Origin of the sequence: Pseudoalteromonas sp. SR41-4 (assembly GCF_014163985.1) — a bacterium.
Taxonomy (GTDB): domain Bacteria; phylum Pseudomonadota; class Gammaproteobacteria; order Enterobacterales; family Alteromonadaceae; genus Pseudoalteromonas; species Pseudoalteromonas rhizosphaerae.
The window spans coordinates 55,297-71,468 of record NZ_JACJEI010000021.1; the positions used below are offsets into that span (position 1 = coordinate 55,297).

A 16,172-nucleotide genomic window follows, 5' to 3' on the forward strand; every position below is an offset into this window, starting at 1 on the left:
TTAATGTAATTTCATCTTTGGTCTAACGACCCGGAGCACTTTTTCGCTGATCCATAATGCAAAGGTTTTGGCGCTGCCGTGGATAGCGCGTTGGTGCATGCGATAGAGCGAAATATACATAAAGCGGGCTATCTTGCCTTCAATAAAAAAGCTATTACTAGTGAGGTTGCCCATTAAGCTCCCCACGGTACTGTAGCGTGACAAATTGACGAGCGAACCATGATCGCTGTATTCAAAGCCAGTTAACGGCTGTTGGCGCATTGTCGCAATTAGGTTTTTTTCAACACATTGTGCCATTTGATGGGCTGATTGCGCACGAGGCGGTACTAATTTGCCATCTTTTTGTGTAAACGCGCAACAGTCACCTAATACAAAAATGGTGTCATCGCTATTACTTTGCAAATAGTCGTTCACCATGATTTGGTTATTACGAGTTAGTTCAAAAATCCCGAGATCTTTTATAAAATCGGGGGCTTTTACACCCGCTGCCCATACCATAATGTCGGCATCGATCTGTTCATCATCTTTAGTGATGAATCCTTGATTTGTTGCCTGCTTTACTTGGGTGTTTTCTCTAACGTTAACACCAAGCTTTAGTAGCTCTCTTTTCGCTGAGTTTGCTATACGCTCTGGTAGGGCGGGTAAAATACGCGGGCCTGCTTCGATTAAATGAATGTGTAAGCGCTTTGCCGACATATTTGTCAAACCATAAAGTTTTAATAAGTCAGAAACATGATACAGCTCAGCTGAGAGTTCAACGCCTGTTGCGCCACCGCCAACAATGGCAATATTTAATGCATGCTGTGGGTTGTCGTCTTGATGTAGCCGAGTAAAGTTATCGAGTAGCGCGTGCTGAAAGCGTTCCGCTTGTTGGTTTGAATCAAGATAAAAACAATGTTCTTTAATACCGGGTGTATTGAAGTCGTTACTGACGCTGCCGATGGCAATCACCAAGTAGTCATAATGAACGGTGCGTTGTGGTAAAATTTGATGGCCAAGTTCGTCATTAAAGGCACTGAGTGTGATGGTTTTATTAGCGTTATCAAGGTTGCAAAAAGTGCCAAGTTGAAAGTTATAATGATGTTTTGCTGCGTGTGCTGAGTAAACTACCCCATCTAAATCGGCATCTATAGAACCCGTTGCTACTTCGTGCAGTAAAGGTTTCCAAATATGGGTGCGATTTTTATCAATTAATAGAATGTCGGCGTGTTTTTTCTTCCCTAGTTTATGCCCTAATTGCGTTGCGAGCTCAAGGCCGCCGGCACCGCCACCGATGATCACGATTTTAGGATGTGTGGTTATCATTTCATTGCCCTCAAAAGAATTATACCTAAATGCTCTTATGATGATGAAACGTATAGAACACTTAGGTATTGAGCTGAACAAAAATGTTCAAAATACCTTTTCAAGCAACGCATTTATAATGCGCCTTTTCCCACGATTTGTCAGTAAAATTTAATAGGAACAAATAGATAAGCCAAGAAAATAGAGCAAAAAAAAGTTACCATGGCAAACATTGCATTTTCAAACTATGATTTCCTTTATTAGGGAATATGAATAAAGGGAAATATTATGAGCGGATCGATACTTTCTTCACTTGAGCAACACTTTGGGTTTAGTCAATTTCGTCAAGGTCAGCAGCAAACCATAGAGCAACTGCTAAATAACCAATCATCATTGGCAATTTTCCCCACTGGATCTGGTAAGTCATTGTGTTATCAGTTAACTGCATTGCATTTACCTAATCTAACGCTGGTTGTTTCGCCATTACTTGCGCTGATGAAAGACCAAATTGGTTTTTTAAATAACAAGGGAATTTATGCCGCAAGCCTTGATTCAAGCCAAACTACAGAGCAAAGTCACACAGTAATGAGCGATGTGCGTGCCGGTAAAGTGAAAATCTTAATGGTCTCGGTAGAACGTTTTAAAAACGAGCGATTTCGTGAATTTATTAATCAAGTGGCTATTTCAATGCTGGTGGTTGACGAAGCTCACTGTATTTCCGAATGGGGCCATAATTTTAGGCCTGATTATTTAAAACTGCCGCGCTATCGTGATGAGCTCAATATTCCCTTGGTATTATTATTAACGGCCACCGCCACTAAAAAAGTAAAGCGTGATATGAGTGAACGTTTTGCAATTACCCCAGAATGCATTGTACAAACTGGGTTTTATCGGGCTAATTTAGACTTATCGATACTCAGCGTGAAAAGCGCTGACAAAGCAAGTACATTGGCTAATATTGTGCGCGAGCAAACGGGCCCAGGGATTGTTTATGTGACCTTACAACATAGTGCAGAGCAAGTCGCAGAAGCGCTTAGCCGTAAAGGCTTACACGCTGTGGCTTATCATGCTGGGCTTGAAGATACTCTGCGTTATGGTATCCAAGATGATTTTATGGCGGGTAAAATTAATGTAGTAGTGGCCACGATTGCTTTTGGTATGGGGGTTGATAAATCAGATATCCGTTTTGTTATTCATTATGATTTACCAAAGTCGATTGAAAACTACAGCCAAGAAATTGGTCGTGCAGGGAGAGACGGACAACCATCGCAGTGTTTTACATTGGCCAATTTAGATGGCTTAAACACGGTTGAAAACTTTGTTTATGGCGATACCCCAGAGCTTAGCGGTATTGAGCATGTGATCAACGATATTCGCCAACACCAAAGCGATCACTCAAAAGAAAGTCAGCAATGGGAAATGCAAGAATACAGCCTTTCAAGTGATAGTAATATTCGCCAATTAGCGCTTAAAACCTTGTTAGTACAATTGGAAATGCAAGGTGCAATAACACCACTTTATGCTTATTACGCCGACTTTAAATATAAGTTTTTGGTTGATAAAGCCGCTTTACTTGGTCACTTTGATGCTGATAGACAAGCATTTTTACAGTTAATATTTAGCCATACCCAATTTAAAAAAATCTGGGGCACACTAAATTTTGACACGCTTACCCAAGCCGCTCAGGTGGATCGCAAACGCGTTGTTGCAGCGCTTGATTATTTAGCAGAGAAGAATTTAATAGCACTTGAAACAAAGCGAATCACCCAAGTCTATCAAGTACATAATGAGGTAATCAGTAACCCTGAGCTGGCTAAGCAATTACACAGCTATTTTGTTGATAAAGAGCAAGCTGAAATTAAGCGTATTGCGGCACTTATTCGCTTTTTCGAGCTTAAAACATGTTTGAGCTATAACCTTGCTCGTTATTTTGACGACCATCAAGCGCCACAGCAATGCGGCCATTGCTCAGTATGTAGAGGCCAAGCTGTAACACTTGAATATTCACTCGCTCATAGCTTTGCTAACGATGCTGTAATTTATCAAAAGGTTGATGAGTTACTTAGTCACCTCGCCAGTAAAGGTATACATAATATAGGTATTGAAACCCAATGCCGCTTTTTAGCGGGAATGAGCGTACCGTTATTTGCGCGTAACAAAGTGCGTCAACTCAGTGGTTTTGGTTTGTGTGAGCAGCAGCGTTACAGTGAAATAAAAACGAAATTACTGGCGCGTTAAATTCACTCAGGTATGCTAGGGGCTTATTCTTAAAAGTAAGCCTTTATGCCCCAGATTGTTCACCCCGATGAAACCGTCATTGCAGTAAAAAATATTACATCAGCCCCTGAGCCTGTTACTTGTGCTAATTGCCAAGCATGTTGTTGTCAGTTAGAAGTGCGTATAGTGACCGACACTGGCGTGCCGTTTCATTATATTGAATATGATAAATGGGGCAGCGAAGTGATGAAACGCGCCGATGATGGTTGGTGCCAAGCACTCGACCGCAATACCTTAATGTGTTCAATCTACGAAAACCGCCCGTTAGTATGCCGCGAATTTGAAATGGCATCGGACGAGTGCATCACCGAGCGTGACCTTGCAGGGATCTGATGGTTGCTTTAGCAGTAGATTACTAAGTGATTGAATCATAATCGCTATTCGGCTATTGTTGGTAACTCAACAATAGCATTAAACAATCATGCATAAATTAATCACTATTGTGTCAGTTACTTTTCTTAGCTTTATTATATGGGTCATATACCAAGCTAATACGGGGCAACATAGTATTTTCTTTGAGCTTGTTAGAAGTATCCCTTATGGCGATAAAGTAGGGCACTTTTGTTTATTTGGTTTGCTTACTCTAGGTGCTAATTTTGCGTTTAAGCTAAAATCATATTCAGTATTGTCATGCAATTTGTATATTGGTTCGAGCGTCGTGTTTCTATTCGTTTTATTGGAAGAGCTAAGCCAATACTTCATACCTAGTAGAACCTTAGACATCGCTGATCTAATTGCTGATGCTTTAGGTATCCTCACTTTTAGTTTGATAACCAAGCTGATAAATAAAGGTTCGCGCTGACGAGTTTTGTTAGCTTACATTAGTTGATTACTGCAAATGAACAGCTTTTTCTCCTGCATAGCAAGCGCTGGTTTGAAGGTTTTTTTGTCGTTAGTTTATTAATGTATCGATAGTTAAATTTTATTCAATTCAATTCAGAACCATTAACCAACCTCATATTCGTTATGCAAGCTCTTAAACCATCATGGCTAATTTTTGGCTGTACTCCATAAATTAATAATGGGTGTCTTTGTTATTTTCCAATCAATTTTTAGTTTACACATTACGAAATTAAGATGGGTGTCTGTGTTATTATCTTTATGCAAGCTCTTAAACCATTATGGTTAATTTTTGGCTGTATTCCATAAATTAACAATGGGTGTCTTTGTTATTTTCTTGTTATTTTCCAATCAATTTTTAGTCTACCTATTACGAAATTAAGATGGGTGTCTGCGTTATTATCTGTGTTTTTAACCTATGAAAATCGTCTGTTAGTATGTGGCGAATTTTAAATGGCATCAAGCTAGTACGTCACTGAGCGAGTATTAGCTGGGATTTAGTTTGAGATTCTCCCAGCTCTGCTATTTAGCCAATCGATAATTGTGCGCTTGGATATCTTAGTTTCCTACTGCGAGGACTCGCTAAAAAGTAGGCAATGGTTAAGGGGCCAATCCTTCCCATAAACATTAAAAACATAATGATAAATTCGCCCAGCGGAGAAAGAGAAGCAGTTAAACCCCGAGACAATCCTACAGTGCCAAGTGCGGACACAGCCTCAAAGGCGACATCTAAAAAAGGCGCATCTTCAACAATCAGTAACGTAAAAATAGCCAGCCATGTTATACCCGCTGAAATAAGGGTTAAAGCCAGTGCTTTATAAACAGATTCTTTGTCGATTTCTCGGCGTAACACAGTAACGCCTTTATCGCGGCGTAAGTAGCTGTAAGTTGCTAAAATCAACACCACAAAAGTCACTACTTTTATACCACTTGCGGTACTGAGTGAGCCGCCACCAATAAACATTAACATCATTGTTAATGCGGTACTGGCATTTCTCAGCTCTTCTATAGCAATGGTATTAAATCCAGCTGTACGCGGTGTTACGGCTTGAAACCAAGCAGCTAGCCATTTACCGACTTCTGACAAGGGTTGCAGTGTTTTTGGATTGTCATATTCAATAACGTAAATCAGCACCAGCGCTACAATATTGATGATAACCGTGCTGATCAGCATTAACTTACTATAGGTGCTAAGGGCTGCCCAACGTTTTGATTTATACACATCCATAAGTACCGTAAAACCTAGGCCACCGATAATAAACAAACCAGTAATGGTAAGATTGATCACGGGATCGTCAACATACTGCATTAGGCTGTTGGGGCTAAGCGCAAATCCCGCATTATTAAATGCACTAATGGTATAAAACAACGCATGGAAAAAACTGGTTTGTAAGCCCAGCTCAGGGAGCCAGTACAGCGTTAAAATAACAACACCGAGTGACTCTACAATGATGGCAAAAAGCAGCACTGATTTTGCCGTACTCAAAAGTGTTGATGTATCTGTTTGATTAAAAGCGGCTTTAGTCACTGTTTTTTGAATAAAGCCAACTTTGTTACCCAGTGCCAGCAAGGTTACCACTGCAAATGTCATCAAACCCAAGCCACCAAGTTGAATTAATAGCGCGATCACCCCTTGGCCAAAAGGGGTAAATGTGGAGCCTGTGTCTACCACAACTAATCCGGTGACGGTTACCGCCGATGTTGCAGTAAAGGCACTTTGTATCCACGAAATAGGTTCATTGGTGGCAAAAGGCAGCTTTAATGCTAAAGCCCCTAGTGCGATTAATATCAAAAAGCTGCAGCACAAAATAAGCGGCGGTGCAGCATTGATTTTTTTATTGCCGCTAGGGCTGCGTTCGATAGCAGTTTTTAGTGGATGCCATAAAACCATGGTTATAACAGCCTTGGCGCAAGATAGTTTAATTGTACACGGTTACCAGATAACAGCAGCGTGTCGTATTCGAGCAATTCAAAGTCATCCGTTAATTTTACAAATGTTTGTTTGCCTCGTTTAACCAGTAGCGGGTCAATTGACGCTTTGATTTCTTTTAGTAAATGGCCTAATTGTGTTTGATGTAAATGCGCTTTGATACTCACTTCTACCACGTATAAACCATTACCTAAGGAAATATAATCATTCACTATTGGGTAGTTTAGCGCTTGTGCAACGCGCACTCCCATTTCTTCTTCTGGGTGAATAATACGCGAGACACCCAACTTTGATATAATCGTATGATGCGCTTTGGTGCTGGCTTTAACCCATATTTGTTTAACCGCTAAATTTTTTAGTGCTAAGGTACATAATATGCTGGACTGCATATCTTCACCAATTGCGACTAAGACCGCTTCACTATTTGCTAAATCGAGCTCCTTTAACGCCGCTTCATCTGTTGAATCGCATACCACTGTCTCTGATAAGTGCTCAACATACTTTTCGGCGAGTTTTGGGTTGCTATCAACGCCAGTCACGGTGTGCCCTAAATGAATCAACTCAAGACTTGCTGCAATGCCAAAGCGACCTAAACCAATAACTGTAAAATGTGCCATATTATTCCTTCGTTATTTTTTCCAAAAGCTATGAGTAAAAAGTGCAAAAACAGTAAAATATTCTAACCGACCCACGATCATAGCGACCGAGAGTATCCAAATACCGGTGTCTGAAACTGGTTGAAAGTTAGCGCCAACTTCACCAAATCCAGGGCCAAGTACATTGACGCATGCAGCTACTGCAGTAAATGCGCTCCAAAAATCCAGATCCGTTGCCATAAGCAACATTGTAAACAGTAAGCTTGAACCAACAGCAAAGGTCATAAATGCCATAATTGCATGGCGTACATCTTCTTTAACGGGCGAGCCTTGATATTTAAGTGTAAATATCGCTCTTGGGTGAAGCAGCTGTTTAATATTGTTATTAATCATTTTGCCAACAATAATGTTACGAATTATTTTATTTCCGCCAGCCGTTGAACCTGCACAACCACCAAGATAGCCGGCAATAACCAGTAAAAACCCAGCCTCAGCTGGCCAGTCAGTAAAGCCTGCTGCGCCATAACCGGTGCTGGTAATAAAAGAAATAATATGAAATGTAGAGAAACTAAATGCTTCAAGTACATTTGAGTAGCTGTCTTTAAGCAGTAGCATGGTGGTTAAAAGAACCGATAAAAGCACCACTATATAAATAAAATAACGCGTCTCTTCATCATGATAATAACTAGTAATGGCTCTTTTGTGCGCTACTTTGAAGTGCAAGGCAAAGTTAATCGCTCCTGCAAGCATAAATACATTAGCTATCCACAGCAGTAAGTGGCTGTGGTAATACCACATACTGGCATCATGGGTTGAAAAGCCCCCAGTTGAAACCGTGGTAAAGGCATGTGCAATCGCATCGTAAAAACTCATTCCGCCAGCATAATAGGCTAAAGTACAAAGTACGGTGATTGCTAAATAAACGCCCCATAAATAATGAGCGGTACTGGCAACGCGCGGAGTTAATTTTTCGTCTTTAATGGGGCCTGGTGTTTCTGCTTTTAATAATTTCATGCCACCAATATTCAACATAGGTAAAATAGCCACTACAAAAATTACAATGCCTAAACCGCCCATCCATTGTAAGAATTGTCGATACAATAAAAAGCTAGCAGGCATGTTATCGAGCCCTGATAACACCGTTGCGCCAGTGGTGGTTAAGGCGCTGATTGACTCAAATACCGCGTCGCTAAAGTTAACGCCAGTGATGACTAGAATAGGAATGGCGCCTAACACACCGGCTATAATCCACGTTACTGTGGCGTAAATAAGTGCGTCTCTGAATGTTGCGGCGGTTAGATCAGTTTTACGTAAATTGATAAGTAGCACTAAAGCCACAGAGATCATCGTTGCGCCAGGAATAAGAAACGCGCTAATAACTCGGTCTTTAAAAATAAATAATGAAAGCGCTGCAAAGACCAGTTGTACCACTCCCATCCAAATAATAGGAAAGGCGAGTAGTCTTAAGGTGATTTTCCAATTTATCATCAATACGCCTTATCAAATACCTATAGCAGGTAACACGCAATCACTAAAGTTGAGTTGAATATACGGGATCAAATAGTAAAGTCAGCGCTGCACTGCAAAGCTTTATAAAGATTTTATAAATGAGATAAAAAACTTTATAAAAACTTTATAGAGGCAATATTGAAAAGGCAGTAACCTATGTAGTTAATTGTCAGAGGAATCGTTAATGAATCAAGTGCAGGGCAAACCAAGCAAATATAAAGCATTTTTTTTGGCGGTGATAATGCCGATCATTGTGGTTATGGCGATTTATCCGTTACGAGATTGGTTTTCGACCACCGACATCGTGATGCTACAGCTGTTATGGGTCGCCTGGGTTGCAGTTCGCAGTAACCGACGCGTTGCAGCCATTACCACCTTGGTCAGTGTAGCGTGTACCGATTGGTTTTTTGTTACCCCGTATTTTACTTTTCATATTGAAAATATTGAGTATCTAGTTACTTTTATCGTGATGCTCATTGTGGGATTGATGATCAGCCAGTTAGCGGGCGAATTAAACACTAAGGTGCGAGATGTACAATTACACGCGAGTAATAGTCGAACACTGTATGAGCTGGCTAAAGGATTAAATAGTTTAGACACACTGGATGATCAAAAGCAGTACTTTCAGCAGCTTATTAGCGAGCATTTGGCCATTACTTGCCAATTTCAACAAATGCGTCAGCAAGTGGCAGGCGAATTTATGCTATTAAGTGATAAAGAGCGAAGTATGGGGGGGTTTGCTTTTGCAACGTTACTGTCTGAAGGACAAAAGAGCTTCGTAAATACCGCAATTTCATTGTTGTATCAGGTACATGAGAAAACATTACTGAGGCAGCAGTCGGCGGCAATTTCAGTTCAAGCTGAACTCGAGCGTGCTAAAAATGCATTATTACGCAGTTTATCTCATGACTTGCGCACGCCACTGGCAACTATTATGGGCGCCTCAAGCATGTTGGCCGATGATGAGATCACACTCAGTGAAGCGATAATAAAAGAGCAGGCCGGTAATATTTATGAGCAAAGTAAAATTCTTAATCAGCATTTTGACAAGGTGATGGAGCTTAGCCGAGTAAATAAAATGGGCGAAAACCTGTGCTGGCAAACAATTAACTTGCAAGCTTTGCTAAGCGAAGCAAAAGCACGTAGGCAGCAGCAATTAGCGCATTTTGTGGTAACAACAAATATTGATGCCAATTCGAGCTGCCAAGGCGATGTGACACTGTTAGAAATAGCACTGGCAAATATGCTCGAAAATGCATGGCGTTATGGTGATGGTGAGGTGGTTGTTGAATTTACCCAAAGCCGTTACGAGTCAGCGGTGAGTTATCAATTACTATTGAGCAATAAATTAATTAGCAAGCCACAGGCAAGTGCTGATGAAGGTGTAGGGCTTGGCAGTGTAATTTGCGATGTAGTTGCTAAGTTTCATCAAGGCACATTTTCACTGACGATAGATAACGATACAGAAATGGCCTTGGCAAAATTAATCTGGATAAAAAATAATGACTAAAATCTTAATACTTGAAGATTCTCCGCCGTTGCAAAGCTTTTTAAAAACCTTACTGCAAGCCAGTGGCTATGAGCTGAGTATTTGTGATAAAGGGCTGGATGGTTTTGCACTTTTAAGTGAGCAAAGTTATGACCTTGTATTATTAGATTTAGGGCTTTTGGATATGGATGGTCAAGACTGGCTAGTGGAGTTTAGGCAATGGAGCCAGTTACCGGTATTAGTACTCTCAGCCCGTGATGGTGAAGTGGAAAAAGTCACGGCGCTTGATAATGGGGCCAATGACTTCCTGACTAAACCTTTTAGCGCCAATGAACTATTAGCGCGTATTCGGGTGTTACTGCGTACTAATAATCAAGTCAGTTTTGCGTTGCAATGTGGCGACATTTGTATCGACCCAAATAAGCATATTGTACGTGTTGGTGACAATGAGGTTAAGCTGACTAAAAAGGAATATGCAATCTTACTGTTATTATTTCAAAATAAAGATAAGGTATTGACTCATAATGCAATATTAAGCCATATATGGGGAGAGCAATATATAAACCGCCCTGAATATGTGCGTGTGCATGTAGCGCAGCTAAGGCAAAAATTAGAGGCAAATCCCGCAAGCCCAAAGTATTTACTTACTGAGCCTGCGGTAGGATATAGATTAGTAGATTAAAGTATTAAAGCGCTCTTTAGTTCACTTTGAAATAGCTAATGTACTGCTTCAGTGTTTTTGATAACTCAGCCAATGCGACTGCTTCTTGTGCATTGTTTTTTAAGGATAAACTGGTTTCCTTGGACATGTTAGCGATTTCCTCTACACCAGAACTAATTTCTGACACTGTGGCAACTTGCACTGATGTTGAGTCGACAATTTCAAGTACTTTTTCCAAGGAATCATTGGCTTGTTGTTGTATCTCTTGCAGTAGTTGATTGGCTTCATCCATCAATAATAAACCACTTTCTACTTGTGGTACTGTGGTTTCCATCGCAGTGACAGATGCTTGGGTATTATCTTGGATCTGTAAAATCATTTTCTCAATATCACCGGTCGCATCACCTGTACGTTGGGCGAGTTGCCTAACTTCATCAGCTACAACGGCAAAACCACGTCCAGATTCGCCTGCACGAGCGGCTTCAATAGCTGCATTTAGCGCTAGCAAGTTAGTTTGATCTGAAATACTACGTATCACACTTAATATATCACCAATGTTTTTAACATGATTTTCTAGTATGTTTACTTGTTTGACTGTTGCTTTCACTGTGGTTGATATGCCGCCAATTTCGGTTGCTACTTTTTGCACCGATTGACTACCTTGTTGTGATAATTGTGCGGTAATTTTTGAATTATCTTCAGTTTGTTTTACTGCGCTGGCAACTGAGTGAATGCTATGGCTCATATTGGCTAAATTGGTGACGGCAGAGTTAGTTAGCGTAACTTGATTATCTGCAGCATAAAGTGCTTGTTGTGAGCCTGAGGCGACACTTGCTGAATGAGATGAAAGCTCTTGTGAAGAATCAATAATGCTATTGACGATAGCTTTCAATTCTTTTTGCATTACTTGAACTGATGCCATCATACTATTAGGGCAGCAGGAATTTATTTCAGTGGTTAAATCACCTTTAGCGATACGTGCAATTACTTCTGCCGCTTCTTGTGGTTCACCGCCTACTGCATTTTTAATTTTTGAACTAATAATATAGGCAATTACGGCGCCAATAATAACAGCCAGTGCAGTTAATGAAATCATCCATAGCTCAAATGAGCTGGTTATCTCACGTGTTTTATCCGTTAAATTATGATTTGTTTGCTCTTGCAGATTGATGAATTGATTAATGCTGTCCAACCATTCTACAAATGAGGGACGCGCATCGGTTAATAATAGCATAGTTGCGTGCTTTATATTATTAGCACGTTTAGCGGCGATAATATTTTCCACTAAGGGGAGGGTATGCTCTTCTATTTTATCAATTTTTTTCATTAGGGAGCGCTCGTGATCAGTCATTTGATCAACCAAGCTCGCCATTTTTTCATGCGATATTTGGTAATTGTTATTGAGCTCATTTATTAAGCTAATCGTATCGCTTAAATCACTAGCATTTGTTAATATCACCACATCCCGTATTGCTATTGCCCTATCATGTACTGCGCCCCTAAAATCAATAGCATAACGCTGCTTAACAGAATTTATATCGTTAATTTCAGTTATATTATTGTCAATTTGATTTACTTGAGATGTGCCAATAATGGTTAATGTGAGCATCATTAATAAGATCACTCCAAAACCAGTGGCGAGGCGCATATTTATGGTCATATGTTTTCCAGTATTATTTGGTGCGATTTTATATTGGCTGATTATAACTCAACGTAATTCGTTAAGTGGAATGACTTATAAAACGAATTTACTTTTTTAATAATCAGTTATGTATAAATAATGTTAATGCTTAGCAATTAATGTGCAGTAGTCAAATTAATGAGCAACTGCACTTTTTGAATTATAATGCTTTAAAAAATCTATCTCGATAGGCCGAACCGGAATGAGTGCATCGCTTGGCTGTAAAACCACCTTCAACAGCCAAAACAAAACTAATTTAGTCGTACTTTGCTTCTAACTCATTAGCGGAATGAAATTTCTCGTGAGTTTGTAATTGCTCATCGTATTTAACGAGATTTTTAAAATGTGCTAGTTGGCCTGCATTTTTAACAATTTCAACAATAAATGACATCATAAAATCAGCACCGGTTAGAGAGTCACCTACTAAGTAACGCTTCCCTTCTAAGCGGTCATTAAAGTAACTAATAACTTTTGCGGTTTCTGCATCGGCATAGCCTTCTAAAAATTGCGTTTTAGCGCCATCTTTTTGCACAAACATTTTTAATAATAGCGGTAAAATTGCTGAGCTTTCAGCGAAGTGCAGCCATTGCTGGTAGTCAATATAGTCTTTACTGTCACTGCTTGGCGCAAACTTACCGTTACCGTATTTACTGATCAAATAGTCTGTGATCGCACCTGATTCAGCAATTATTTGGCCATTGTCCTCAATCACTGGTGATTTGCCCAGTGGATGAATCGCTTTAAGCTCATCAGGAGCTAAAAAGGTTTCACGGTTGCGTTGATAAGCCACAATTTCGTAGTCAACGTCTAGCTCTTCGAGTAACCAAATAATACGTTTAGAGCGTGATTTATTTAAATGATGTAACTTGATCATAGTGTTCCTTGTAAGCGCAGTAATAACTGCGCTTGAAAAATAAAGTTTATAGTGGCTGGTTAACTTGTATTACAGTTTTGCCAAAGTTTTTGCCATCCAGCATATCGTTAAAAGCAGACACTGTATTATCAAGCCCGGTTATTAAATGTTCACGGTATTGAATTTTCCCTTCGCTGAGCCATTTTTGCATATCTGTGGCGAACTCATCATAACGATGACCATAATCATCAAAAATAATAAAGCCTTGCATACGAATGCGCTTAGAGAGAATTTGCCCCATCAGAGCCCCCATACGATCGGGTCCTTGTGGTAACTCAGTCGCATTATATTGCGACACTAAGCCGCATAATGGTACGCGAGCAGCGGTGTTTAATAGTGGTAATACGGCGTCAAAGACTTTTCCGCCCACATTTTCATAATAAACATCAATCCCCGTATCACATGCCTCAGCTAACTGCTTGGCAAAGTCATCGCTATGGTGATCAATACAGGCATCAAAATCAAGCTTTTCGACTGCGTATTGGCATTTTTCACTGCCGCCTGCCACACCGACTACTTTACAACCTTTGAGTTTAGCAATTTGCCCAACAGTTGCACCTACTGGGCCTGTTGCAGCAGCTACGACCACTGTTTCACCTTCTTTCGGTGCGCCAATATCCAGCAGCCCCATATAAGCAGTAAAGCCAGGCATACCCATAATACCTAATGCATACGATGGATTATTTGGCTCTTTGCCTAATGGCATTAATCCTTCGCCATTTGAAATCGCATATTCCTGCCAGCCTGTATAGGCTAGTACCCAATCGCCTTTTGCAAACTTGTCGTTATTTGATTGCTCAATTTGACATACGGTTGCGCCAACCATGACATCGCCAATTTCTACCGGATCAGCATATGATTTCGCATCACTCATGCGGCCACGCATGTAAGGGTCAAGTGATAAATAAATGGTACGTAGTAATACTTCGCCTTGTTGTAATTCAGGCATTTGTACGCTTTTAATAGCAAAATTATCAAGTGTTGGCGCACCATGAGGACGAGATTTAAGCGTAAGCTGTTTATTGGTAATAGATTGCATAATTTTTTTCCGTATCCAGTTAAAAAGAGCTGCGTATAAGTACTGTAAATCTAAATGCTTAGTTGTCTGCAGCGAGTTAAATGCTTAACGTATGAACTTAGGGCTAAGGTGAGCAAATTCAATGCTGCGTATGGATTAGTTTATCGCTGTGCAGAGAATCATTTTTGCAGCAGTGCAATAGTGGTGATTTGTTCTGCCATTTAAGAACAAGTTTGTTCTTTCTGATCCAAAATTGGAATGGTTTCTTACAAGGCTGGAATGCAGAGCCATATACAGCAAGGGCTACAGAGGAGGTAATAGTGTTCCCTATTCGGGTTTTTCTGATAGGGCTTGGAATCCCTGTATTGAACTACTAACATGCTGAAACATGAAGTTGCTGATCCAAAAGCTCTGTACACGTACTACATCTTTTTTTGCAATTAATACAATATCGAAAGTGCTCTACATTTATGCGGGATGTTGTTAATGAGAGCTTTGGATTTTAAAACTTGTAAGGCTGGTTTGAGCGAGAAGCCGACGGTCAGATAAACTCGTTTTTGGACAATTCCGCGTTATAGCGAACAATCGGCTCTATAACATCAGAGAATATTGAGGCTATTCACAATTTTAGAATTAAGTCAGTGAATGCGATTAGTTGTAGTCTGTATTAGTTCAAACTTTGATGCTTTCTATAATTTGCTTGAACATTTGAACTGAAGATAAAATAACTGCTGGGCTTTCACTGAATGCCTGCCCATACTCTTTTAAGTCTCGCCTAAGTTCCTTTTCATCACCCTCTAATTCTTTTATGATTTTATTAGTTTGACCTAATAATTCTTTAATGGATCGCGACATACACTTTTCAGAGCTTTTATCTGATACATCGATATTAATGTCTGTATAATCAAAAACAGTTGATGATAGCTCAAAGGTAAACTCTTCATACTCGAATTTACATAATAAACACGATATTTCTGCATTTGAAAAGCAATTCTCTATTGCTCTAGTTAATACTGAGGAAATGCGTTGAATTCGTTTTAGGTCGTTCGTTATCTTAGCCATTACTCTGTCAGCTCCTCTTCCAGAAGCAACGACTCCTCGTACTGCTCTGAAGTTATATCACTCACTATGTTGAAATCTGTATCTATAAATTCAGTTAAAGCTTCTTCTATTTCTTTGATTGTTAATTTAAAAAATTCTCTGCGTTGGTTAACTTTGTTCACTCTTTTTGAAGCAAACTTGGTATGCAATCTATTTTCCAAAGAAGGCGCGTCATCCGACGGTATTAAGGCGTGGACATCAAAGTGGAACGGCACAGATGCACCACTCAACTCTCTAACTCGATCTAATGGCTCTAGCCTTCTGGTCATGCCTATCTTATATACATTCTCACCAAAGGATCCTTTGTTCGAAATTACATAGACATAGCCTGAGCGAGTTAACTGCGCCATACTAAGCGCTCTATCTTTTTCATTTGTCGCACGCTCTAGTTTTACTTTAAGCTCTTCAATATGAGTGTTTAGCTTTTCAATTTATTCTTGATTAGCGGTTTTGATCTTACTTAAAGCAGCATCGAGGCTTTTTTGGTATGTCACTTCTTCTTTTTCACGATCAGTGATAAATTTTTCTATCTCTTTTTTTACTTTAGCCTCTTCTCTCAAGGTTTCTCGCATATAACGCTGCTCATCAAGCTCCATTTCCTTTTTATATTTAAATTCAAAAAAGTGGCGTTGTTCTTCTAGTCTTAAAGCTAGCAAATCTCTACTCAATTCAATGTAGCTGTCTTTTCCACTTTTGTTTACTCGATCAAACCATTTTTCAATCTTTTTGGCACTGCTAGCAAAGTTGCGAGCAGTCGTGTTAGAGATTATATTATCTACCTCGGCATCGGAGTTTTTCAAGTTAGTTGTCGCATAAAATTTAATTTGATGCGACAACTAACTTGAAAAACTCCGCAATACAGATTACTTTTAA

15 protein-coding genes are annotated in these 16,172 nt (G+C 39.8%); 5 read left to right on the forward strand and 10 right to left on the reverse strand.

All coding sequences use genetic code 11. The features are described 5' to 3' along the window. A complete protein-coding gene (locus H5180_RS16010; protein ID WP_182758600.1) occupies positions 1-1,305 on the reverse strand; it encodes an NAD(P)/FAD-dependent oxidoreductase in 1,305 nt (434 codons plus the stop codon). 267 nt (positions 1,306-1,572) lie between these two features. On the opposite strand from H5180_RS16010, the gene H5180_RS16015 reads away from it, so the two are divergent. The 3 genes from H5180_RS16015 (at position 1,573) to H5180_RS16025 (ending at position 4,363) form a co-directional block, all read left to right on the forward strand. Beyond that, the gene (locus H5180_RS16015) at positions 1,573-3,522 is read left to right on the forward strand and encodes an ATP-dependent DNA helicase RecQ (RefSeq protein WP_182758601.1); all 1,950 of its coding nucleotides are present in this window, start codon (positions 1,573-1,575) and stop codon (positions 3,520-3,522) included. Positions 3,523-3,567: 45 nt separating this feature from the next. Beyond that, positions 3,568-3,894 (forward strand): YkgJ family cysteine cluster protein, encoded by a 327-nt coding sequence (locus H5180_RS16020; RefSeq protein WP_089369063.1) that lies wholly within the window; start codon positions 3,568-3,570, stop codon positions 3,892-3,894. An 88-nt stretch (positions 3,895-3,982) separates the two neighbouring features. Then, positions 3,983-4,363, forward strand: coding sequence for a VanZ family protein (locus tag H5180_RS16025; RefSeq protein WP_182758602.1), 381 nt, complete (start codon positions 3,983-3,985; stop codon positions 4,361-4,363). Between the two features lie 564 nt (positions 4,364-4,927). Here the strand turns inward: H5180_RS16025 and H5180_RS16030 are convergent. The 3 genes from H5180_RS16030 to H5180_RS16040 are packed head-to-tail and all read right to left on the reverse strand — an operon-like array spanning position 4,928 to position 8,415. Continuing rightward, positions 4,928-6,292: a TrkH family potassium uptake protein gene (locus H5180_RS16030; protein WP_182758603.1), complete on the reverse strand. Its 1,365-nt coding sequence runs from the start codon at positions 6,290-6,292 to the stop codon at positions 4,928-4,930. Positions 6,293-6,294: 2 nt separating this feature from the next. Continuing rightward, a complete protein-coding gene (locus H5180_RS16035; protein WP_145239779.1) occupies positions 6,295-6,948 on the reverse strand; it encodes a TrkA family potassium uptake protein in 654 nt (217 codons plus the stop codon). A gap of 12 nt (positions 6,949-6,960) precedes the next feature. Beyond that, a complete protein-coding gene (locus H5180_RS16040; protein WP_182758604.1) occupies positions 6,961-8,415 on the reverse strand; it encodes a TrkH family potassium uptake protein in 1,455 nt (484 codons plus the stop codon). A 205-nt stretch (positions 8,416-8,620) separates the two neighbouring features. Here H5180_RS16040 and H5180_RS16045 point away from each other — a divergent pair, with 205 nt between their 5' ends. After that, a complete protein-coding gene (locus H5180_RS16045) occupies positions 8,621-9,946 on the forward strand; it encodes a DUF4118 domain-containing protein (RefSeq protein ID WP_182758605.1) in 1,326 nt (441 codons plus the stop codon). Next, entirely contained in the window at positions 9,939-10,607 is a 669-nt protein-coding gene (locus H5180_RS16050) for a response regulator (RefSeq protein ID WP_149981938.1), read from the forward strand. Before H5180_RS16045 ends, H5180_RS16050 begins: the two co-directional genes overlap by 8 nt. Positions 10,608-10,623: 16 nt before the next feature. Here H5180_RS16050 and H5180_RS16055 read toward each other — a convergent pair whose 3' ends face one another. The 6 genes from H5180_RS16055 to H5180_RS16080 form a co-directional block, all read right to left on the reverse strand. Further along, the gene (locus tag H5180_RS16055) at positions 10,624-12,246 is read right to left on the reverse strand and encodes a methyl-accepting chemotaxis protein (RefSeq protein WP_182758606.1); all 1,623 of its coding nucleotides are present in this window, start codon (positions 12,244-12,246) and stop codon (positions 10,624-10,626) included. 277 nt (positions 12,247-12,523) lie between these two features. Further along, the gene (locus tag H5180_RS16060) at positions 12,524-13,141 is read right to left on the reverse strand and encodes a glutathione S-transferase family protein (protein ID WP_145239764.1); all 618 of its coding nucleotides are present in this window, start codon (positions 13,139-13,141) and stop codon (positions 12,524-12,526) included. A 46-nt stretch (positions 13,142-13,187) separates the two neighbouring features. Further along, on the reverse strand, positions 13,188-14,219 hold the full coding sequence (locus H5180_RS16065; RefSeq protein ID WP_182758607.1) for an NADP-dependent oxidoreductase: 1,032 nt from the start codon (positions 14,217-14,219) through the stop codon (positions 13,188-13,190). A 651-nt stretch (positions 14,220-14,870) separates the two neighbouring features. Continuing rightward, positions 14,871-15,260, reverse strand: a complete 390-nt coding sequence (locus H5180_RS16070; RefSeq protein ID WP_182758608.1) for a hypothetical protein — start codon at positions 15,258-15,260, stop codon at positions 14,871-14,873. After that, a complete protein-coding gene (locus H5180_RS16075) occupies positions 15,260-15,649 on the reverse strand; it encodes a GIY-YIG nuclease family protein (protein WP_220493128.1) in 390 nt (129 codons plus the stop codon). Before H5180_RS16075 ends, H5180_RS16070 begins: the two co-directional genes overlap by 1 nt. Before the next feature lie 81 nt (positions 15,650-15,730). Continuing rightward, positions 15,731-16,099 carry a DUF4041 domain-containing protein gene (locus H5180_RS16080; RefSeq protein ID WP_182758609.1) on the reverse strand — a complete coding sequence of 123 codons (369 nt, stop codon included), beginning with the start codon at positions 16,097-16,099 and terminating at the stop codon, positions 15,731-15,733. Between the last annotated feature and the right edge of the window lie 73 nt (positions 16,100-16,172).

Coding starts and splice junctions, on each gene's coding strand:
- H5180_RS16010 (WP_182758600.1), bottom strand. CDS start 1,305: ATGATAACCACACATCCTAAAATCGTGATCATCGGTGGCGGTGCCGGC.
- H5180_RS16015 (WP_182758601.1), top strand. CDS start 1,573: ATGAGCGGATCGATACTTTCTTCACTTGAGCAACACTTTGGGTTTAGT.
- H5180_RS16020 (WP_089369063.1), top strand. CDS start 3,568: ATGCCCCAGATTGTTCACCCCGATGAAACCGTCATTGCAGTAAAAAAT.
- H5180_RS16025 (WP_182758602.1), top strand. CDS start 3,983: ATGCATAAATTAATCACTATTGTGTCAGTTACTTTTCTTAGCTTTATT.
- H5180_RS16030 (WP_182758603.1), bottom strand. CDS start 6,292: ATGGTTTTATGGCATCCACTAAAAACTGCTATCGAACGCAGCCCTAGC.
- H5180_RS16035 (WP_145239779.1), bottom strand. CDS start 6,948: ATGGCACATTTTACAGTTATTGGTTTAGGTCGCTTTGGCATTGCAGCA.
- H5180_RS16040 (WP_182758604.1), bottom strand. CDS start 8,415: ATGATAAATTGGAAAATCACCTTAAGACTACTCGCCTTTCCTATTATT.
- H5180_RS16045 (WP_182758605.1), top strand. CDS start 8,621: ATGAATCAAGTGCAGGGCAAACCAAGCAAATATAAAGCATTTTTTTTG.
- H5180_RS16050 (WP_149981938.1), top strand. CDS start 9,939: ATGACTAAAATCTTAATACTTGAAGATTCTCCGCCGTTGCAAAGCTTT.
- H5180_RS16055 (WP_182758606.1), bottom strand. CDS start 12,246: ATGACCATAAATATGCGCCTCGCCACTGGTTTTGGAGTGATCTTATTA.
- H5180_RS16060 (WP_145239764.1), bottom strand. CDS start 13,141: ATGATCAAGTTACATCATTTAAATAAATCACGCTCTAAACGTATTATT.
- H5180_RS16065 (WP_182758607.1), bottom strand. CDS start 14,219: ATGCAATCTATTACCAATAAACAGCTTACGCTTAAATCTCGTCCTCAT.
- H5180_RS16070 (WP_182758608.1), bottom strand. CDS start 15,260: ATGGCTAAGATAACGAACGACCTAAAACGAATTCAACGCATTTCCTCA.
- H5180_RS16075 (WP_220493128.1), bottom strand. CDS start 15,649: ATGGCGCAGTTAACTCGCTCAGGCTATGTCTATGTAATTTCGAACAAA.